This is a genomic window from Sinobaca qinghaiensis, assembly GCF_003610495.1.
Taxonomy (GTDB): Bacteria; Bacillota; Bacilli; order Bacillales; family Marinococcaceae; genus Sinobaca; species Sinobaca qinghaiensis.
On record NZ_RAPK01000008.1, the window covers coordinates 330,002 to 348,837 of the forward strand.

19 protein-coding genes are annotated in these 18,836 nt (G+C 44.6%); 2 read left to right on the top strand and 17 right to left on the bottom strand.

What is annotated here, in order from left to right:
- Nucleotides 1-69 precede the first annotated feature (69 nt).
- Both ATL39_RS08955 and ATL39_RS08960 read right to left on the bottom strand, forming a co-directional pair.
- Nucleotides 70-1,896: a putative bifunctional diguanylate cyclase/phosphodiesterase gene (locus tag ATL39_RS08955; protein ID WP_120193002.1), complete on the bottom strand. Its 1,827-nt coding sequence runs from the start codon at nucleotides 1,894-1,896 to the stop codon at nucleotides 70-72.
- Nucleotides 1,883-3,190: a D-serine ammonia-lyase gene (locus ATL39_RS08960; RefSeq protein ID WP_120193003.1), complete on the bottom strand. Its 1,308-nt coding sequence runs from the start codon at nucleotides 3,188-3,190 to the stop codon at nucleotides 1,883-1,885. Before ATL39_RS08960 ends, ATL39_RS08955 begins: the two co-directional genes overlap by 14 nt.
- Before the next feature lie 122 nt (nucleotides 3,191-3,312).
- On the opposite strand from ATL39_RS08960, the gene ATL39_RS08965 reads away from it, so the two are divergent.
- Nucleotides 3,313-3,882: a hypothetical protein gene (locus ATL39_RS08965; protein ID WP_120193004.1), complete on the top strand. Its 570-nt coding sequence runs from the start codon at nucleotides 3,313-3,315 to the stop codon at nucleotides 3,880-3,882.
- A 40-nt stretch (nucleotides 3,883-3,922) separates the two neighbouring features.
- On the opposite strand, the gene ATL39_RS08970 is transcribed toward ATL39_RS08965, so the two are convergent.
- The 13 genes from ATL39_RS08970 to ATL39_RS09030 form a co-directional block, all read right to left on the bottom strand.
- Nucleotides 3,923-4,876 carry an alpha/beta hydrolase gene (locus ATL39_RS08970; RefSeq protein ID WP_120193005.1) on the bottom strand — a complete coding sequence of 318 codons (954 nt, stop codon included), beginning with the start codon at nucleotides 4,874-4,876 and terminating at the stop codon, nucleotides 3,923-3,925.
- A 19-nt stretch (nucleotides 4,877-4,895) separates the two neighbouring features.
- Nucleotides 4,896-5,423, bottom strand: coding sequence for a hypothetical protein (locus ATL39_RS08975; protein WP_120193006.1), 528 nt, complete (start codon nucleotides 5,421-5,423; stop codon nucleotides 4,896-4,898).
- Nucleotides 5,424-5,542: 119 nt separating this feature from the next.
- Nucleotides 5,543-6,295: a (S)-benzoin forming benzil reductase gene (locus ATL39_RS08980; RefSeq protein ID WP_120193007.1), complete on the bottom strand. Its 753-nt coding sequence runs from the start codon at nucleotides 6,293-6,295 to the stop codon at nucleotides 5,543-5,545.
- Between the two features lie 338 nt (nucleotides 6,296-6,633).
- On the bottom strand, nucleotides 6,634-6,915 hold the full coding sequence (locus ATL39_RS08985) for an AbrB/MazE/SpoVT family DNA-binding domain-containing protein (protein WP_120193008.1): 282 nt from the start codon (nucleotides 6,913-6,915) through the stop codon (nucleotides 6,634-6,636).
- Nucleotides 6,916-6,939: 24 nt separating this feature from the next.
- Nucleotides 6,940-7,353 carry an Asp23/Gls24 family envelope stress response protein gene (locus ATL39_RS08990; RefSeq protein WP_120193009.1) on the bottom strand — a complete coding sequence of 138 codons (414 nt, stop codon included), beginning with the start codon at nucleotides 7,351-7,353 and terminating at the stop codon, nucleotides 6,940-6,942.
- 388 nt (nucleotides 7,354-7,741) lie between these two features.
- Nucleotides 7,742-8,398 (bottom strand): carboxymuconolactone decarboxylase family protein, encoded by a 657-nt coding sequence (locus tag ATL39_RS08995; protein ID WP_120193010.1) that lies wholly within the window; start codon nucleotides 8,396-8,398, stop codon nucleotides 7,742-7,744.
- 143 nt (nucleotides 8,399-8,541) lie between these two features.
- The gene (locus ATL39_RS09000) at nucleotides 8,542-9,432 is read right to left on the bottom strand and encodes a cation diffusion facilitator family transporter (protein ID WP_120193011.1); all 891 of its coding nucleotides are present in this window, start codon (nucleotides 9,430-9,432) and stop codon (nucleotides 8,542-8,544) included.
- Nucleotides 9,433-9,587: 155 nt separating this feature from the next.
- A complete protein-coding gene (locus ATL39_RS09005; protein WP_120193012.1) occupies nucleotides 9,588-10,298 on the bottom strand; it encodes an ABC transporter permease in 711 nt (236 codons plus the stop codon).
- Nucleotides 10,295-11,143 (bottom strand): ABC transporter ATP-binding protein, encoded by an 849-nt coding sequence (locus ATL39_RS09010; RefSeq protein WP_120193013.1) that lies wholly within the window; start codon nucleotides 11,141-11,143, stop codon nucleotides 10,295-10,297. Before ATL39_RS09010 ends, ATL39_RS09005 begins: the two co-directional genes overlap by 4 nt.
- A 134-nt stretch (nucleotides 11,144-11,277) precedes the next feature.
- Nucleotides 11,278-12,315: a LytTR family transcriptional regulator DNA-binding domain-containing protein gene (locus ATL39_RS09015; RefSeq protein WP_120193014.1), complete on the bottom strand. Its 1,038-nt coding sequence runs from the start codon at nucleotides 12,313-12,315 to the stop codon at nucleotides 11,278-11,280.
- 81 nt (nucleotides 12,316-12,396) lie between these two features.
- Nucleotides 12,397-13,599 (bottom strand): CynX/NimT family MFS transporter, encoded by a 1,203-nt coding sequence (locus ATL39_RS09020; protein ID WP_120193015.1) that lies wholly within the window; start codon nucleotides 13,597-13,599, stop codon nucleotides 12,397-12,399.
- Nucleotides 13,600-13,703: 104 nt separating this feature from the next.
- The gene (locus ATL39_RS09025) at nucleotides 13,704-14,087 is read right to left on the bottom strand and encodes a Rieske (2Fe-2S) protein (RefSeq protein WP_120193016.1); all 384 of its coding nucleotides are present in this window, start codon (nucleotides 14,085-14,087) and stop codon (nucleotides 13,704-13,706) included.
- Entirely contained in the window at nucleotides 14,087-15,166 is a 1,080-nt protein-coding gene (locus ATL39_RS09030; protein ID WP_120193017.1) for an amidohydrolase family protein, read from the bottom strand. Before ATL39_RS09030 ends, ATL39_RS09025 begins: the two co-directional genes overlap by 1 nt.
- A gap of 260 nt (nucleotides 15,167-15,426) precedes the next feature.
- Here ATL39_RS09030 and ATL39_RS09035 point away from each other — a divergent pair, with 260 nt between their 5' ends.
- Complete coding sequence (locus ATL39_RS09035) at nucleotides 15,427-17,037, top strand: PucR family transcriptional regulator (RefSeq protein WP_147419345.1); 1,611 nt, start codon at nucleotides 15,427-15,429, stop codon at nucleotides 17,035-17,037.
- 49 nt (nucleotides 17,038-17,086) lie between these two features.
- On the opposite strand, the gene ATL39_RS09040 is transcribed toward ATL39_RS09035, so the two are convergent.
- On the bottom strand, nucleotides 17,087-17,305 hold the full coding sequence (locus ATL39_RS09040; protein WP_120193019.1) for a hypothetical protein: 219 nt from the start codon (nucleotides 17,303-17,305) through the stop codon (nucleotides 17,087-17,089).
- A 15-nt stretch (nucleotides 17,306-17,320) separates the two neighbouring features.
- Nucleotides 17,321-18,790 carry an NCS1 family transporter gene (locus tag ATL39_RS09045; protein WP_120193020.1) on the bottom strand — a complete coding sequence of 490 codons (1,470 nt, stop codon included), beginning with the start codon at nucleotides 18,788-18,790 and terminating at the stop codon, nucleotides 17,321-17,323.
- Nucleotides 18,791-18,836: the final 46 nt, after the last annotated feature.

An 18,836-nucleotide genomic window follows, 5' to 3' on the forward strand; every position in this document is an offset into this window, starting at 1 on the left:
CTTTGCGGCTCCTTCTTACAACTAGTTTATCATAATGACGTCCCTAATCTCCAAGCCTGCTGCTGCTTTTTACCCGGTAACTTCCTGTTTTAATTGATTTTTATTCAGAGGATGGTAATGATAATACCCCTGGGCCTGCCTGCAGCCGGCCTCTTTTAAGAAGCGAAGCTCTTCCTCTACTTCAATTCCTTCGGCAAGAACATCCATTTTCAAATCATCGGCCATGCGGATAATGAACTGAACAATATGCTGTTTTCTTGAATTCATATGAACGTTCTGGATAAATTCTCTCGGAATTTTAATTTTATCGAGTGGAAAGCTCTGCAGGACATATAAAGACGAATAGCCGGTGCCAAAATCATCAATCGCGATGCGGACTCCATTCAGCCGAAGCATCTGCAGCTGTGTCCGGGCTTCTTCCATATGAAGCGCCAGGACATGTTCAGTAATTTCCAGCTCCAGCGAATCCGGTGGGAAATTTGTTTCTTTTAAAATAGCGAGAACACTTTCTGCAAAGCCGGCATGAGTAAGCTGCTGCGGAGAGATATTAACAGCCACTTTGATCTGTCCGTCTGCCGCCCATTCTACTGTCTGTTTACACGCTTCCCGAAGCACCCAGTCGCCAAGTGGATGAATAAATCCGTTCTGCTCTGCAATAGGTATGAACGTTTCCGGGGAGACAAAGCCATTTTCCGGCTCTTCCCAGCGTATTAATGCCTCTACGCCCGTAATTCTGCCTGAACCCGTTTCGCACTGCGGCTGAAACAGCAGGCTGAATTCTTTCTGCAGGGCTTCCGGAGTCATTCGATTGGTAATGAGCATTCTGTACTGTGATTCTTCCGACAGCTCCTTTGTACATACCACGGCCTGACCGCCCCCCTGGTGCTTGGCTTCTCTCAGGGCATATTCAGCGCTTTTCATAACATATGCTGCATCTGTTCCCACCTGGTCTGACGGTGCCATTCCCACGCTGGCCTTCAGCTTAAACTGATGATTTTTATATTGAATCGGTTCATAAATAGATTGAAGCAGACTTTCTTCCAGGCCTTCATACTTTTGATGCAGCTTTTCAGACAGGTACACGAGAAAGTCATCTTGATGTCCTCTTGCAACATAGGCTTCTTTTGGCAGCACATCATTTATTCGTTGTTTTATCTGATACAGCACATTATCACCTATTTGATAACCTGCAATTTCATTAATAACATGAAACCGGTCTATATTGATGATCCATACCTGAAAATGATGTTCTTCCTTCCATTCTTCAAGCCTGCGCTCAAAAGCCCGTCGGTTGGGCATGTGGAGGGTGCTGTCAGTTAAAGAAGCATTCTCTATCTCTTCTGTGTAGGCAAGCATTATACGCTCTTTACCGATAGACAATGTGTTAATCCAAAAAGCAATCAGAAGGGAAATAATAATTAATGACATTCGGGCAATGTGATCAGACATCTGCAGATAGAGCGTTGCTTCCGGGAGATACCACCAAAGCACGGCAAGAGTGAATAAACCCGTGACGCCTGCGGAAATGAGCGGAAGTCTCGACAGCGAAAACAGGGAAAAAATAATAAAAACAAAGATCAGTGCCCAAATCGTCTGCCCGCCAACCATTGCATAGCGGAAGTTCAATAAAGGAACGATTAAAGCTAATAAAGAAATGACATATGTCTGTACTTTTGGAGACAGGCTGCTCTGCGTGACCCACAAAACGATCAATGCCAATACAATAATACTGCCGCCTATTAGTATAGAATAAGGCATATCAGAAAAATAATAATCAACGACTGCAAAGGAAACCGCTCCAATAATTAAAGCGGTACCTATAATCTGCCCCAAAGCTTTTGTATGGCTGCGGAGAAAAGCCTCTTTTCGTTTCGAATAGGATTCAATCTGCTTCATTTTGGAACTCCTTTGGGCTTTTCCTTTTTCTTCTATCCTCTGCTCTTATATCTTCCGGCACCAGGCCGCCCCCGGTTCCCCAGACCACATGAGTAACGGTGCCCGGATCAATAGCGTACTTCTCGAAATAGCCGGATGCGGCTGTTTTTTCCGGGCCTGCCATACCAGCCAGAGCAGAAGGCTCTAAATAAAACTGTTCTGTGTTCATTAACAGATCCAGATACTCATACAGTCTGTCGTCTTCTATCGTATAGGCACCGCTTAATAAAGGCTCCATCACTTTAGATGCCAGAGCGGAAGGACGTCCAACAGCCAGGCCGTCCGCTTCCGTCTGGTTATCCAGCCCCAGATCCTGTACACATATCTTTTCATGTTCTCTTGTAACAAGCCCGAGGAGCATCGCCGGGGAGTGGGTGGGTTCTGCAAAGAAACAGTGAACGTGTTTACCAAATAAACGCTTTAAACCAAAGGCCACCCCGCCCGGACCACCTCCTACACCGCAGGGCAGATAAACAAATAAAGGATGGTTTTCATCCGGATACAGACCTGCCTGCCGCAGCTGCACTGCCAGCTCGGAAGCTGCTGTAGTATAACCTGCAAAAAGCAGCGTGGATCGTTCATCATCAACAAAGTGGCAGGTCTCATCCTTCAAACACTGCCGCCTGCCTTCCTCCACCGCTCTGCTGTAATCGCCCGTATATTCCAGAACACGGGCCCCGCTGTTTCTCAATCTGTCTTTCTTCCATTTTTTAGCATCATTTGACATATGAACCGTTGATTGAAAGCCAAATGATGTTCCCATTATGCCGATACTCATGCCTAAATTGCCGGTTGATCCTACTGCTATCGTATAAGATGAAAACAGTGCCTTCGCTTCCGGTGTATTTAATCTGCGGTAATCATCCGACCATCCTGTAAGCAGGTGATGCTTTAAAGCCAGCTGTTCTGCCCAGGCAAACACTTCATGAAAACCTCCACGCGCTTTAATTGACCCTGCCACAGGGAGTTCGCTGTCCTGTTTAATAAACAGCCGTCCGGGAATCTGCAGCACGTGCTGGAGTTTCCTTACTTCAGTAAGCGGCGATTGATATGGTTCATCGATGGAAAAAACTTCCTGCATCCACGGCTTAAAGCGCAGAAACCTTTTTTCAGATTCTTCTACTATACTTTCTCTAATGGAAGTCCTATGTACAGAATGAAAGGGAGAAAAAGAAGGATTGAGCCATATTATTTCTTCTGCCGCCGCGACCCGCCGCAGCAAAGGAAATTTTTCTGTCCATTTTTGGCTGTTCATGACACATCTCCCATTCTTTTCACATTTTTTTTAATCAGATGATTACATTTATTAAAGGAAGGGTAAAGATATAAAATAGAGATCAGTATTTAAAATATCTATTACTCAAAAGGAGACTAACAATGGCAAAACAAACAAACACAAAAGCTGGAAGCAAAATCGGCTTAGGTATTGTAATTGGTGCATTAAGCGGTGTAGCTTTTGTACTATCGAATTCAGCTTCAAGGGAAAAAGTAAAATCAAGTTCATCCAAGCTTAAAGAATCAGGCAATAAAATGGTTCAGGATTACAAGCAGGATCCGGAAGGCAGCAGAGAGCGTGTTAAAAACCGCACTCAGAATACGGTTACGATCGTAAGAGAAGCTGTTACCAAACTACAGGAGATATTAGATGAAAGAGGATCAGAGCTTAGCGAACAGGCTCAAAAAGTAAAAGACGATTCTCAGGATATTATGTCTTCTGCCAAAAGCACAGAACAGGAATTAAAAGATGTAGGAGAAAAAGTAAAAGAAGCAAAAACAGAATTGAGCGGAGATGGTTCAGCATCAACGTCCAGCTCATCTGAAACAAACGCTTCCGGCACAAGCTCTTCTAATGAGAATACATCAAGCGGATCATCAAACGACAGTTCGTCTGATGAATCTTCGGATGACGATAGTACAGATCACCACGTGACAAATCGTCCCGTTTAATACAGTATATGGGATAAAGCAGCCTTTTAACAGGCTGCTTTTATTTGTCGTCCATTTGTTTTTTTAAAAAGGAAGCAATCTGTTTTTTATATTCCTGCTCGTCTTCGCTGAAGGCCTGACCGTGTCCGGCTCCTGTTGCTACATACAGGCTTTTTTCTGCACTGGTTTGTTCATGGAGCTTATATACCATTGATGTGGGCACATAATAATCTTCTCCTCCATGAATATATAAAATAGGTACAGAAGCCTTTTTGACCTGTTTTAAGGCAGAAGCTTCCTTGAAAAAATGGCCGGCATACCATTTGTTAATAAGGCTTGCTGCAGGCATTAAAGGAAATGGTGGAAGCCCGAATGACCGTTTAAGCTGATGAGCGAGCTGATCATGCATAGAGGTAAACGCACAATCTGAAATAATACCTTTCACCTGCGCAGGAAGAGACTCTCCGCTCACTGAAAGAACGACGGCTCCTCCCATTGAAACACCATGCAGGACAATTTCTGCCTGTTTCTCTCTTTCTATTATCAGATCTATCCAGCCGAGATAATCTTTTCGATCCGTCCATCCAAACCCAATGATATTTCCCTCGCTGGCTCCGTGGGCGCGGTTATCTGGACAGAGCACGTTGAAGCCGAATTCTTCATGGTACATTCTAGCCAGGGAAGCCATATCGCGCAGGCCGACTTCTGCTCTATACCCATGGGCCAGTATAACAGTCCGGCTGGTTTTGTTTTCAGCCCGGAGAAAGGACGCCCTGAGCTGAAGGCCGTCAAAGGAGATAATCTGCAGAGATTCCGGTACCAGGCTGAGTGCCCATTCATAATCCCGGCGGGACTGTTCATTCATTTCTTCTACAGCAGCAGAGGCTTTTCCTTCTGCCTGTTTTATCATCGTTCTATTTTGCCTGGAAAGCGCATAGCTGTGCATATACCACCCTGCTCCGCCAAGAAGAAAGCTGCCTCCCGTTATCAATCCTGCTGCCCAGAACCGCTTCATGTGACTCCACACCCTCTCGTTATTGAAAAATCTCCTCCAGCATTTTGTTTTCTTTTTGATATATCTTATGCATAAAATACATTAAAATAATCAGCGCAAACATGGACGTATTCTCTTCTATTTCTTCACTCACTTCATAGGTTACTTTAAAAAAAGTAGTTCCCGGATAAAAAGAAGCAAGCTTTCGGCCTTTTATTGATAAATCCAGACCTTCCCTCCAATTTTCTTCTATAACAACCAGACGTTTATCAATTTTGCCTTCCATTCGAAAATACAAAAACGACGTCCCGGTTTTGCTTTTTAAATAATATGTACGTTTTTCTCCTGTGAATCCATACGAAGCGGATAATATAGGAAATCGGGAAGGTTTTTTTCCTAAATAATAGCTTCTGCCTTCGGCATTACGATAAGTGAATCCTTCTTTATCTTTGTATCCGCGCCGGTCTTCCTGCTGGATAGAACCAATCTGTTTTCCTTCGCTGTTCTCAACCGTAATTGTTGTAAGATTGGATAGAAATATACTGTCTTTGAATAGATATTCCCGCATTTCTTCCCCCCTTCTGCTTTTTCTTCCATATACCCTTTTTAAAATAGAGTACAAACCCGTACTGGTTCCTCATTTGTCAGCTGAAAAACCGCTGGGGTACTGCTGCCCAGCGGAAGTTGCTACATATAGGAATTTACGGATACCGAGCTGCCGTTGGAAGGCGGGCTTTCCAGCAGTCGCTCGAGAGCTTCAGCTACTTTTTCCGGGGGAAGCAGCATGCCTTCTTTTTTGTAGGATTTAAATTGTTCCAGATCACGAAAGTTGTCTTTACTGACTGACCGGATCGATTCCTGCATAGGGGTATCAACAATGCCCGGCGAAAATGCATACACGGAAACGGGATAAGACGTATCCTGCTGTTCCATTGCCGCTGTTTTTGTAAACTGTTCGAGCCCAGCTTTTGAACTGCTGTAGGCACTCCATCCAAATATAGTGGAATGGGCGGCTCCAGATGAAATGTTTATAATAGTTTTTAATCCTTTATTGTCTTCCAGGCTTCTCATAAAGTGAGCAGCACATACAATGGGAGCAGATAAGTTCAGTTCCATATGCCTGGATACATCCTCACTCCTATAGGAGATGGAAGGACCAACCGGTTCAACCATTCCTGCATTGTTAATGAGGACCGCTTCTTCCGGATTGTCCCGGCGGATTTCCTGTCCTGCGGCTTCCATCATCTTATCTGCTTCCCCGCTTATCGACAAATCTGCCCGAAAAACGGAAACCGAGGCTCCCTTCTCTTCGATCAGCGGAACCAGATCCTCCAGATTTGACCGGGCGGATAAAAACAGATGAGTACCTTTTTTGGCGAACTGCAGAGCTGCGGCCCGGCCAATACCTTTGGAAGCTCCGGTAATAATAATATATTTCATCCTAATTTCCTCCTTTATAAAAAAGCCTCTACATTAAAGTATAGGCTTTCTATCAAACCATTCTACAGCATTATCCAGATTCCGGGTCTTTTTCATTACTTCCGAGCGCTTTTACAAAGTACGCGGAAGACAGCAAAACAAAAAAACAGCTTATAAAACAAAGCTGAGTCAGAACCATTTTTTATGTGTTTTATTCGTTAAAAAATAATACAGATTTGATGCTAATAAAATAATTATACCCATTGATACTGTTGAAATCATAAGGGCTTCTCTCTCCTCTATCTTTCCTGCCCTGAAGAAGAGAGAGAAAACCCTCTATTTGTGTTTATAAACGTTTCTTAATTTTTTCCTGTGTACTCTTTAAGCGCTGCAAGAATTTCTTCTGCACCTTCGGGACTCAATACAATTTGTCCGTTGGCAAGCGAGATGTTGTCATCATCGACATCCCCTGTCACAATGCAGGCATGATTCGCTTTGTACTTCTGCAGAATAATCTTATCCCCATCCACATAAATTTCCAGAGGATCCTTCTGTTCAATGTCGAGTGATCTTCTTAATTCTCTTGGAAGCACGACTCTTCCTAATTCATCTACTTTACGAATGATGCCTGTTGATTTCATGAATAACTTTCACCCTTTATCTTTCTATTCAAGTACTCTTTGTTCTGTATTTTCCTCTGTTTCTGTTTTTTCAAAACCGAGCTTGCCTTCTCCTTCAGAATCAATGTCTGAAACAGCCATTGTAAACTCTACCAGCTCAAGCCCCGTCATTTGAGCCAGATTTGCTTTAATTTTTTGTTTTGCTTCGTCATATACCTTCGGAACGCTGGATCCATATTTAACGACAACACTTACATCAATGGCTGCCTGCTTTCTGCCTACCTCTGCGGTAAGACCTTTGGTCAGATCTTTTCTGCCCAGCCGCTCCGTAAGATTACTCCCTGCTCCACCATCCATTGATAGAATGCCTGGAATTTCATTCAAAGTAAGAGCTGCTATTTTTTCTATTACTCTATTCTCAATGTGCAGATCACGCTGATTTGTGTGTGCTTCAGTCATAAGGATCCATCCTTTGCTATTGAATTTTCTACTGATTTTTTTACCCGCAGAACAAAAAACAAGCTTTTCGTATTCCCCCCTCTCCTATGATCTCAATGTAACAAATGCCCTTTTGAAAGACCAATCCGCCTTTGGAGTATATAAGAACCTATAAAAATCACTGCCTCCCGGCACTTCTTTCAATTAGAGCAAACTTACATTTTCTCCTGTATGCTCTCGTTTACATCCACTTATAAGCGTGAGAGCACACAAAAGCCACTGAATGGACACATGTTCTTTCTTTCTATTTCTTACGCTTAGTATATAACACATCCAATTGTATAAAAAGAAATAATTCAGAATATTCAATTCAAAATAAGGAAAAACTTCCCTTTAAAAGGGAAGCCTTTTACGAATCATAAGCATTTAATGCATTTACACCGTGGGCCAGCGCTGATCCCGCTTTAAGCGCTGCAGCTACCATTATAATTTCCGCCGTATCCTCCAGCGATGCGCCTGCAGCTTTTGCCGCTTTTGTATGCACTTCTATACAGTAGGGACAGCCGGTTGTGTGAGCTGTGGCAACGGCAATCAGTTCCTTTTCTTTAACAGAGAGGGTTCCCCCCTTTACCGCTTCGGCATCAAATGCTGCAAAGGATTGAAAAGCCGTCGGAACAAGTTTTGAGAATTCCGAAAGCCTGTTGAAATATTCTTTTTTATAGAGAACGTCATCTTCTTTTTCATCATAGGCATTTAATGCATTTACACCGTGAGCCAGTGCTGATCCCGCTTTAAGCGCTGCAGCCGTCAAAATAGCCTCTCCCATTTCTTCTTTGGAGGCTCCTGCTGTTTTGGCATTTCCTACATGCAGTTCAATACAATACGGGCAGCCCGTCGTATGGGCAACCGCAATAGCAGCAAGTTCTTTTAATTTAAGATCGAGCGAGCCGCTTTCCATTACCTGCTGGTCAAAAGCAATAAACGTACGAAATGCCTCCGGTGCTAACGATGCAAATTCCTCCAGACGGGTAAAATACTCCTTCTTGTACAATATTCCCTCTTCCATTTTTCCACCTCTTTCTTCTTATTGATTGCACACCTATCTTTTGCAAGAGCCGTGCCACCCTGCCGGACCGGCAGGAAAGGCCGGCTTCAATAAGAAGAAAACTGCTGCACTCACAGAAGACAAATTATCGGCTGGATCCGGCTTTATTTCGGCCTGCTCCGCCTGGAAGGTTCAACATGAACATGGACATCATATACGTCGAACCGCTGAACAAGCACGTCTTCCACCTGCGTGGAAATATCATGGGCACTTTCAATGCTGAGATCCGGAGGAACACTTAGCACAATGTCCACCACCGTATTGTTTCCGTATTTTCTTGCACGTATATCGCGTACTCCGGACACTTCCGGTACAAGGCAGGCGGCTTTTTTATAGGAGGTGAGTTCCTCTTCACTGAACCCATCCGTTAAATAATGGGACGTTTCTCTAAATATTCCCCATGCGGTTTTGCAGATTAATAACCCAACGGCGAGCGCTGCCACCGAATCCAGCCACGGCAGATAAAAACGGGCTCCTAAGATTCCAATGACCGCGCCGATGCTGACCCATACATCAGATAAATTATCTTTTGCTGCCGCTTTAACAGCCTGGCTGTCTATTTTTTCTCCGAGACGGCGGTTGAACCGGTAAATGCCATACATAAAGACAGCACAAAAAGCCCCGGTAGATGCCGCTGCCCAATCCGGCGTGACATACTCTCCGGACCAAACCGACATGACCGCGCCGAATAACACCTGGATACCCACCGCCATCATAATAAAAGAGGCAAGAAGTGACGCAATTGATTCTGATTTCCAATGACCGTACGGATGATTACTGTCTGCAGGTTTTCGGGATATCATTAAACCAACTAAAATAGCGGCAGAGGCCGCTATATCGGTTACGTTATTCCATCCATCCGCCGTTAATGCTTCAGAATTTGCGGATTCCCCTACCACCAGCTTAATAGAAGCTAAAAACAGATAAGCCGCTATGCTGAGCATTGCCCCCCGTTCACCCATTTTTATTTTTTTGTATTTTTCTTCATTTTTCATAACTACTCCTCCGCTCTTTATTATTCTATCAAGCGGAGTTCTGGTGGGGATACAGCAACGTTTTGTCTTATTACTTACTTATTATCCAGCTGCTAACAATGTTTCATTCAGCCAAAAAAAAACCGATGCAGCCATTCGTCTGCACCGGTTGTATATTAGCTGTCTGTCATTCTTTTAGTGTAAACGATCCATGCGGCAGCGAGTGCTGCAGCAAACCATGCTGTAATGATTAAAAGGGGCTGCCATGCTTCCGCAAATCCGCCTCCTGCTTCCATCTGAGCAGCCAGCTCAATCAGCTGCATATTAGGCATATATTCTAAAAAGGAGAGGGCCGGATACTGATTAATAATGGCATCGATTAAGGGAGTCAAGCCAAAGACAAACATGACCGGCAATAAAGCAACAGAGGCTTCCATCACCGTTTTTGTCACCAGACCCAGCAGCGTTCCCAGCGCTGTATAAAATAAGCCCGATAGGAATAATGCTGCTATGATCACAGGAGCATTGGGAATTTCATAGCCGACAAGGAAAATACTAAGCGCCAGCGTAATACCCGTAAAAGCTAACGTTAATAGACTTTTCCCAATGAGTATCTCTCCAGCGGAAGCCGGCGAGAGCATCAATCCCCGGAGCGTATTTTTTTCCTTTTCTTCTGCAATGATCGCGGCCTGGACAAAGACAGCTACTATAGAAAACGTAAAGTTAATAATAAGATAATACATATCTAATTGAATATTATCCATTCGTCCGTAAAAGAAAGCCAAAATAATAGGGGTCAATGCAGTAGTAGAGATATACATATTCTTCGATACGTCTTTCATGTCTTTTTGAAAAATAGCATACATTCGTCTCAGCGCCAGTGTCATACGAGCTCCCTCCCTGTTAGTTTTACAAAAATATCTCCCAGTGTCGGTTCGTTTGTGTGTACGGAAGCAACCTGCTCATCAGCCATATAGGCATACATTTTTTTGGCATTTTCCGGAACATTGTCTAACGTAATTTTTTTGCCGGTTGTTAACTCTATTGTCATCGTATTATCAGCGAACCTGCGGCGCAGCTTCTGCGGGGCGTCCAGCAGCTGTATCTTTCCGTGATCGAGAAAGGCGACCCGGTCACACAATGTTTCCGCTTCGTGCATATTATGGGTCGTCAAAAAGATAGTCGTTCCTTTTTTGTTCAGTTCCCGCAGACTCTTATAAATGTGTGCTGCGTTAGTGGGATCAAGTGCAGACGTTGGTTCATCCAGAAACAAAAGCTCCGGCGCATGTAGAAAAGCACGGGCGAGCATCGCGCGCTGAGTCATGCCTTTTGAAAGCTTACCAACCGCCTTTTTACCTGTATCTTCGAGATTTACCATTTCGAGTGCTTCTTCAATACGGCTGTACGACAGATCATAAAGATCACAGTATAGCTTCAAATTTTCATAAACACTCAGTCTTTCGTACAAAGCACTGTTATCAGTTAGTACTCCCATCCGCTGTTGGAAATCATCTTTCCAGTTCCTGGCCATGGACCGGCCTAATACCAGGGCTTCTCCATCTGTCGGCCTAAGCTGGTTCGTCAGCATCTTAATCGTCGTCGTTTTCCCGGCTCCACTGGGACCGAGAAAACCAAAAATTTCTCCAGTGGCCACTTTAAAATCAAGGTTCTTCAATGCTTCATAATTACTGAAAACCTTGGACACATTATTCACTTCAATACTGTATTCCATTATTATCCCTCCTGGATGTCAGCTGGTATGCTGCTGATTCCAGAATAAAAGAAATGCCGGCGCCCCGCCTTATATTTACGGTAAACAGCGCCGGCCGGTATGTGAATGGAGCAGATCCCGGGATGAATGAAACACTATTTCATGCCGATCATCGCTTTCAGCTCTGCCATTTTTGTTTTAGACAGCGGAATTTCTGTTTTTTTCTCGTCATCCAGAATGAGCGTATAGCTGTTTCGTGTCCACGTAATCACTTCTCTTACTTTCTGCAGGTTCACGATGTAGGAACGGTGGCACCGGAAAAAGCCAAATGGCTGCAGCCTGGTTTCCAGTTCAGTTAGGGTAAAAACGCCTGGAAATCCTTCCCCCTTTATATGAATGAGTACCTGACCAGCTGACGTTTCCACAAACTCTATTTCTGTAGGATCAAATAAAATAATTTTGTCGTCAATCTTTGTTGGAATTTTATCAAACTGAACTACCGGCTTGATTTCTTCAATAGAATTTTCCTCTTCTTGGCCTGCCTGAACATTCTCTTGTTCCATTTCAATAGAATGACATCCAGTTTCATCGAGCCTGTAGACATGATCAGCCATTGTAATGGCACTTTCCATGTTGCTTGTCAGGAGCAGAACAGTTTTCCCAGCCTGCTTTAACTCCTGAATAAGCTTGATAAAAATACGTTTTGTTTCCATATCTACATTCTGGTCCGCTTCTTCCAGCACAAACAAGGCGGGATTCTGGAATAAGAGACGTCCTGTCTGCACACGGCGCTGTTCTGAATAAGAAAGGTGCTGGACCCGGACTTTATGCTTCGTTTCAAGCTGCAGCATGTGAAGAACTTCCGGAATGGTTCTGCTGGAGTTGTAAAGACCCCGGTAAAACGTAAAAACATCTTTTACCGTAAGCCTGTCATACAGTCCGTCGTCCAAATAAGAAACGCCGATACACGTATAATCCGGCTTCGTAAATGTGGAAATCGGTTTATTCAGGACGTGAATATCTCCATTCGACCCCGTCATATCTCCATTCAGCATGCGCAGAAGAATATTTCTTATGTTTGTATTGGAATGGAGAGCCACTGCCTGGCCCTGTGACACTTCCAGTCCAAACGCCGGGAAAATAACCGTGTCTTCAGTTTGTTTTTCCAAAGCTTCAATTCTTAACACCGACATAAAAACATCTCCTGTTTTTTATTTAATCGAAGCATGAGCATGATGGATGGCGAGGCTTTGTGAAATAATGCTTTTATCCTTTTACACATATTTATTGCGGCCGGCACCAATGCCTGCCGTCATCTGGCAGACCGCGATAACCATTAAGAAAATCAGGCCCGCACTCCATGCCCCCGTCCAGTCGTAAAAAACGCCTACGACCAGCGGGCCGAATGCAGCCAATAAATACCCGACCGACTGCCCCATACCTGAAAGCTCTGCTGCCTTGCCGGCCGTTTCTGCACGAAGGCCAAACAAAGCCAGCGCCAGGCTGATGCTTGCTCCTTGTACGAGTCCTATGCAGAGTACCGCTGCAATAAGCATAGAAAAAGAAGAAGCTGTAAGCAGAAGGCTGAGCCCTGTTAATGCTGTAATGCCTATCGTAATAATAATTCCAACCTGGTGACGAAATCGTTCTGCTAAAATCGGGGTGATAAAGGATGCCGGGAGACTGGCTGCCTGCATCATAGCTACCATCCAGCCGGCACTCGTTAACGCGACGCCGCCGGTTTCTACAAGAATGTCCGGAAGCCATGTAATCATGACGTAAAAGCCGATGGACTGAAAGCCCATAAACAGCGTTACCTGCCAGGCAAGAGGTGACTTCCAAATAAGAGTAGTGCGGTCGATTTCTTTAACCGGCGGTGCTTTTTTCTTTTCTCCATGTAAAATAAATGCCCATAAAATGATGCCGGCTAATGCCGGAAGCGTCCATAAAAGAAGCGCACCCTGCCACCCTGTGCCTGACTGTTCTGCAATAGGCGCGGAGAGTCCGGAAGCAAACGCAGCGGAAATGGCCATACATGTTGTATAAATGCTCGTCATCAGCCCCATCTTCGCTGGGAAGGACCATTTAATGACGCCCGGCAGCAACACATTACAGACTGCAATGCCGGCTCCTACCGCAATGCTTCCCGCGTATAAAAACCATAAATTGGGTACCGTTCGTATAAGAATACCCGCCACCAGTACGATCAGCCCTAAAAATAAGGCTCTCTGATGCCCCACTCTGTTTCCAAATCTGTATGCTATCGCCGAAACACCAGCAAACGTAAGCAGCACCATAGTGGTCAACACTCCGACCGAGCTGTGATCGACGCCGAGATCTTCCCGGATAAAGCCAAGTACCGGGCCGACTGATGTAATAGCTGCGCGGAGATTAAAAGCAATCAGTACAATTCCTATAACAAGAAGAATTCTGTATTTTTTGTTCTGTTCTTTTTCCTGCATCGTTTCTAATGACATGACGTTCCCCGCTTTTTCTCATAAAGCTGAGCTCTATTTTATTTTCAGCATTCTACTTTTCTATCATAACAAAAAGCATCGAATTTCTCCGATGCTTTTCCAAATTAGGCCTGTGCTGCTTTTGATTTCTTTCTCTCTGTAGAAACAATCACATCTTCTCCTTCAATCTTGATCATAAACTCCTTGAGCTTACTACGGTCCGGAGTCAGCGTATTTCCACCATCCGTGATATCAAATTCTCTGCCGTGCCATGGGCAGCGGAGAATTTCTCCTTCACGCTGAAAGCAGTACTCGCCGGGATTTTTGGTTGCAGCAGGAGATCCTCCAATTTTCCCTTTTGATAAGAGAGCTCCTTGATGAGGACAACGGTTAAGAAATGCATAAATTCCCTGATCCGAGCGGCAGATAATGATGGATTTTCCGGAAAACGTTCGTTCAATCATATCTCCCGGCCCCAGATCCTGCATCGTGCACACCTTTTCTTCCATTACATATCCCTCCTTTTCAGCTTCGGATAAAAACGAAGAGCATTCTCCACCATAATCTTATGGCGGACCTCTTCGCTTAACCCGTTAGGCAGCGCCTGCTCAGGAGAATCATAGTCCCAGTGCGGATAGTCTGTGGAAAATACAATAATATCGTCGGTGCCCATCTGCTCGACCAGGTTGTTCCATTCCCGTTTCGTCATTTCTTCGAGAGGCTGGGTCGTGAAACAAAAGTGATTTTTGATCGTTTCGCTCGGCATTTTGGTTACCCAGGGCACCTCGTGACGGAGGTCTTTATACTGCTGGTCCAGCTTTTTCATTAAAAATGGAACATAGGTAAAGCCGCCTTCGATCATCATGACTTTCAGCTTAGGATATTTTTCGAATACGCCGTTCAGGATCATATTGGTTACTTGAATCATGTGGGAGGTTGGAATAAGCGCATGCCATTCGATGAAATAACGGGGCCATTTGCCAAACTGGACGGGCGGCTCATTGTGATGCATGCCAATCACCAGATCGTGTTTTTCTGCGGCTTCATAAATCGGATGATACATAGGATCCCCCCAGGCAATATCATCTATTGGCAGGAGAACCTGCAGCATTTTCGGATGACCGCCGATGCGTTCAATCTCTTCTACTGCTGTCTTCGGATCCTGGGCCGCAATGTGAATAGAACCGTACAGTCTTTCTTCTTTTTCAAGCCAGTGCTCAATCTGCCAGTCATTGTAGGCTGTGGCCAGTGTAGCAGCCATTTCGTACCAGCCATGCATAGAAGAAGGAGAAGGATCCAGTGCCCCTGTTAAAATACCGATATCGTGTCCGCATGCATCCAAAAGCTGTTCACGCATAAACGGAAGATCCGACCCGGCATCCCGTCCGTCCGGAAGCATCGCATCGGCACGATTTACACCTGCCACCGCCGGCTGTGTATAGGGCATATGCTTTTCCTGAACCCAGTTGGCATCAGCAATATAGCGTTTCCAGGGCTGCCCCAGATAGGGCAGTAAATCTGCGTATGTTACTTTTTCATGAATATCCGCGTCAATCAACCTACAGGTTTTCCCATCAAATTCTTTCAAATAAACCCTCCTCCTAGTATACGTTTATATACTTAAGGTACCATTCATTTACCTTTCATAACAAATTGCATTAACGGCCTTCAGAACCAGTGAGATACAGGAACAGTGCTCAGTGATCTCCAGTGGGCATGAGTGGCTGTTTATCATATTTTATAGAATGTATGTAAAACAACCTGCCAAACATAAGGTAAAATACAATACCTTCTATACAATAAAAGAAAATAGATCTATTTTACATATTGTCCATTGGAGGTGATCTTGTGCCGGTCCACACCCCTGTCATTCATACGACAATCCGCCATATCCTGGAACGCCCGCATTTTCAAAAGGCCGTAGTCATAGGAGATGAGACTTCCCTTAATCGGACAGTTACCTGGGTTCATATTATCGAAGTCACCCGCCTGGACGAATTGTTAAACGGAAACGAACTTGTACTGACCACGGGACTTGCCTGGCATGAAAATGAAGCCCTTTCCCTGTCATTTCTGCAGCAGCTTATTGCCAATAATGTTTCCGGCCTGTGCATTGAGCTTGGCACCTATACGGAGTCACTGCCTGCTGCGATGATCGAATTTGCTGAACGGCATCATTTTCCTTTGATTCTTTTTCATGAAAAAGTCCGGTATATTGATATTACGCAGGATCTGCATAGTTTATTTATCCACCAGCATTACCAGATGGTCAAAGAGCTCGAAGACCTGTCTTCCTCGTTTAATCAAATTCTGCTGGACGGAAAAGGAATTGAAGAAATTTTGTACGAATTCCACCGCCGCACGAGGATCAACGTTTGCTACCTTCCAATTCAGGGGGAAAGTTATTTCTATCCCGCGCTTTCTTTAAAGGAGCAGGAAAAACGGGTCAAGGAATGGATCGAGCACAAAACATGGCACCACAGAAGCCTGCACACATCACGTCCTATTATGGTACTCACTCATTATTTCGCCGACTTAATCGCCTACAAAGACGGTCTTGCTTTCAGCGAATTTGATGAGCTTGCATTCGACCGCTGTGCTACCGCCATTGCTCAGGAAGTGATGCGGACCACCTATATGGAAGAGCGCCGCAGACAGCAGGAGGAGCGCTGGATGCATGATTGGATCAATAACGAAAACAATCAGGAAGAAGTTAACAGTGAACTCCAACAGCTGCAAAAAGGAACGTTTCACTCCATGGCTGTCGGACTAATTTCGAAAAATCATCTTCTTTCCTCTCATAAAAATAGAGAAGGACTTTTTATTCAAAAGTCGATGCTTGCCCGTTCAATTTTTGAAGAACGGGGAATAACGCTATTAGCCACTTCTATGCCGCACGCCTATGTGTTTATTCTGCTGTACCCGGGCAGTATCAGCGCTTCTGTTTTCCGCGAGCGCCTTTATTCCGGCTACCGGGCTTTATTAAAAGAAGACGAGCGGGGCACCTTTCCTTTCTTTGAATATCTCGTTTTCGGCAAAACGGTAAAAGCACCGACGGACGTGCCGGTAAGCTATTTGACCGCAAAGGAAACAGAAAAAGTGAAAAATCGTGTACCTTCTCTTGCTCTTCCTTTTTATGAAAACCTTCATCTTTTTCGTACGGTTCTTAAAATGGAAGAAGAAGGAGATATAGATGACTTTATTGATGAACATTTAGGAGAGCTGCTCCGCTTTGATGCAGACAGACAGGGGCATTTGATTCAGACTCTGCGGGTATACCTGCAGTGCTTCGGCTCCAAGCAGGATGCAGCGCGGGAGCTCTACGTCGTGCGCCAGACCCTCTATCACCGGCTTGATAAAATCAGCGAGCTGATGGGGGAAGATTTATTTTCTTCTCCAAAGCGCCTGTCGGTAGAACTTGCGCTGCATGCCTATGAATATCAGACAGGCACTAAGTAACTGTATATATGAAAGACAAAACCCGGCCGATGAATTCGGCCGGGTTCGTTTAAGTAGAAGCTGCTTCTTCTTTTTGTTTTTTTAATAAAAAGGAAAAATATTTTCTCGCATCTGCGCTTTCTATATGCAGATGCGCCTGCTTTTCCCCATTTGAAAACTGTACGAACGCTCCTTCCAGATTTTCCTGTACTGCGGTTATCTCGTAGCCATCCTCAATCAGAGCATCAATTTTTTCTTTTTCCAGCATAAATTCTGCATGCTCCCGCATTCACACCCGCCTCCATTATTTAAATTCAGTACTAGCTACTTCCTGCTGGGCTGCTTCTTCTTCTTTTATGGCCCAGTCGCGCCCAACTGTAATTCCTAAATACTTTTCATCACTTGGATCTTCTATTTCAGCCTGCTTGTATTTAGGGAACCACCAGAATTTACCTAATACATAGTAACTTCCCCCTCCAACAACAAAGCCGACTAGAAAAGAATAGTCCATCAATAAGTAGGCACTGACTCCGCCTATTATCCAGGAAATAAACCCGGCCGCGTTAATCCCTTTGAAATAGCGGTACTGCCCATCATGACGATATAGATCAGGCACGTTCACACGTCTTTTTCGCAGCACATAATAATCAACAATTAATATACCGACAATAGCTGATAGTATGCCTCCTACTACTAAAAGGAAAGGAACGAGGATTTCAAATAGGAGCCAGGGCTGTACAACAGTTCCGACAAAGCCTGCCAGAAACACACCTACATAAAAGGGAACCTTCGGACCGCCTGTATTAGAAAAAATAGTTGCAGCCGGAATTACGTTCGCTGACGTATTGGTCGACCACTGGGCAAAAACAATCATTAATAACAGAACGGCCAGGGCTATGCCTCTTGCTGTTTCCTGCAGAGCCACCACCGGATCAAAGTTACCGAGGGCAATATAACAGACACCGCCGATCAATACCATGAACGTCTGCACGAGCGGCAGGGAAATTACACTTCCTACAAGCGTTCCCTTGTTTCGTTTCCACCAGTTTCTTTCATACTGAGGGGCTTTAATAAACCTCGAGATGGAAGGAATATCCGCCGCAAGGGTTGCCCAGAATCCCATGTTGGCAAAAAGAACAATCAGAAACGCATTGACCGCCGTCGTTCCGGATACCGGAGCCTCCACACTGTTCCATACGTTTGTGCCACCTGCTGAAGCGGTAGAAGTAAGTACATAATACATCCAGATTGAAATAATAATAATAATGGGCGCTGCCAGATCTGCAAATCGCTCGACAGCTTTAATTCCTATTGCCGTATTAATCAGCTGGGCGGTTGCAAATAAAGCGTAGCAGAGAAGCCAGTTATCGAAGCCCATCATAATATTTAATATGCCGTTAATCGCGGTAGCACCAAAAAAGGTATTAATACCAAACCAGATGGAGGCGGTGATGCCGCGTGTTAACGAAGGAATATGTGTACCGACCGTTCCAAATGGCGCCCTCATATAGACAGGGAAGGATAACCCGTGTTCAATTCCAATATCTCCTACAATCGTTATGAAAATACCAATGGCAAGAGAACCAAGCAGAGAAGCCAGTACAACCCAGCCAAGAGGAAGCGACAATACACCATCACCGCCGATAGCAAAAGCAGCAAGCACGACGGCCATACCGACCCACATCACAGCAAAACCAAAAGTGCTGATCTTTTTGCCGGCATGAGACACCGGCAGCAGATCAGGCGATTTTAAATAACGGTCTTTTTGGCTCATTCATGTATCCTCCTACATATTTTTTATCCAGCTTCTCTCCTATTAA

What these genes read in the sequence shown, in the direction of transcription:
- ATL39_RS08955 (WP_120193002.1), bottom strand. Translation starts at nt 1,896, where the DNA reads ATGAAGCAGATTGAATCCTATTCGAAACGAAAAGAGGCTTTTCTCCGC.
- ATL39_RS08960 (WP_120193003.1), bottom strand. Translation starts at nt 3,190, where the DNA reads ATGAACAGCCAAAAATGGACAGAAAAATTTCCTTTGCTGCGGCGGGTC.
- ATL39_RS08965 (WP_120193004.1), top strand. Translation starts at nt 3,313, where the DNA reads ATGGCAAAACAAACAAACACAAAAGCTGGAAGCAAAATCGGCTTAGGT.
- ATL39_RS08970 (WP_120193005.1), bottom strand. Translation starts at nt 4,876, where the DNA reads ATGAAGCGGTTCTGGGCAGCAGGATTGATAACGGGAGGCAGCTTTCTT.
- ATL39_RS08975 (WP_120193006.1), bottom strand. Translation starts at nt 5,423, where the DNA reads ATGCGGGAATATCTATTCAAAGACAGTATATTTCTATCCAATCTTACA.
- ATL39_RS08980 (WP_120193007.1), bottom strand. Translation starts at nt 6,295, where the DNA reads ATGAAATATATTATTATTACCGGAGCTTCCAAAGGTATTGGCCGGGCC.
- ATL39_RS08985 (WP_120193008.1), bottom strand. Translation starts at nt 6,915, where the DNA reads ATGAAATCAACAGGCATCATTCGTAAAGTAGATGAATTAGGAAGAGTC.
- ATL39_RS08990 (WP_120193009.1), bottom strand. Translation starts at nt 7,353, where the DNA reads ATGACTGAAGCACACACAAATCAGCGTGATCTGCACATTGAGAATAGA.
- ATL39_RS08995 (WP_120193010.1), bottom strand. Translation starts at nt 8,398, where the DNA reads ATGGAAGAGGGAATATTGTACAAGAAGGAGTATTTTACCCGTCTGGAG.
- ATL39_RS09000 (WP_120193011.1), bottom strand. Translation starts at nt 9,432, where the DNA reads ATGAAAAATGAAGAAAAATACAAAAAAATAAAAATGGGTGAACGGGGG.
- ATL39_RS09005 (WP_120193012.1), bottom strand. Translation starts at nt 10,298, where the DNA reads ATGACACTGGCGCTGAGACGAATGTATGCTATTTTTCAAAAAGACATG.
- ATL39_RS09010 (WP_120193013.1), bottom strand. Translation starts at nt 11,143, where the DNA reads ATGGAATACAGTATTGAAGTGAATAATGTGTCCAAGGTTTTCAGTAAT.
- ATL39_RS09015 (WP_120193014.1), bottom strand. Translation starts at nt 12,315, where the DNA reads ATGTCGGTGTTAAGAATTGAAGCTTTGGAAAAACAAACTGAAGACACG.
- ATL39_RS09020 (WP_120193015.1), bottom strand. Translation starts at nt 13,599, where the DNA reads ATGTCATTAGAAACGATGCAGGAAAAAGAACAGAACAAAAAATACAGA.
- ATL39_RS09025 (WP_120193016.1), bottom strand. Translation starts at nt 14,087, where the DNA reads ATGGAAGAAAAGGTGTGCACGATGCAGGATCTGGGGCCGGGAGATATG.
- ATL39_RS09040 (WP_120193019.1), bottom strand. Translation starts at nt 17,305, where the DNA reads ATGCGGGAGCATGCAGAATTTATGCTGGAAAAAGAAAAAATTGATGCT.
- ATL39_RS09045 (WP_120193020.1), bottom strand. Translation starts at nt 18,790, where the DNA reads ATGAGCCAAAAAGACCGTTATTTAAAATCGCCTGATCTGCTGCCGGTG.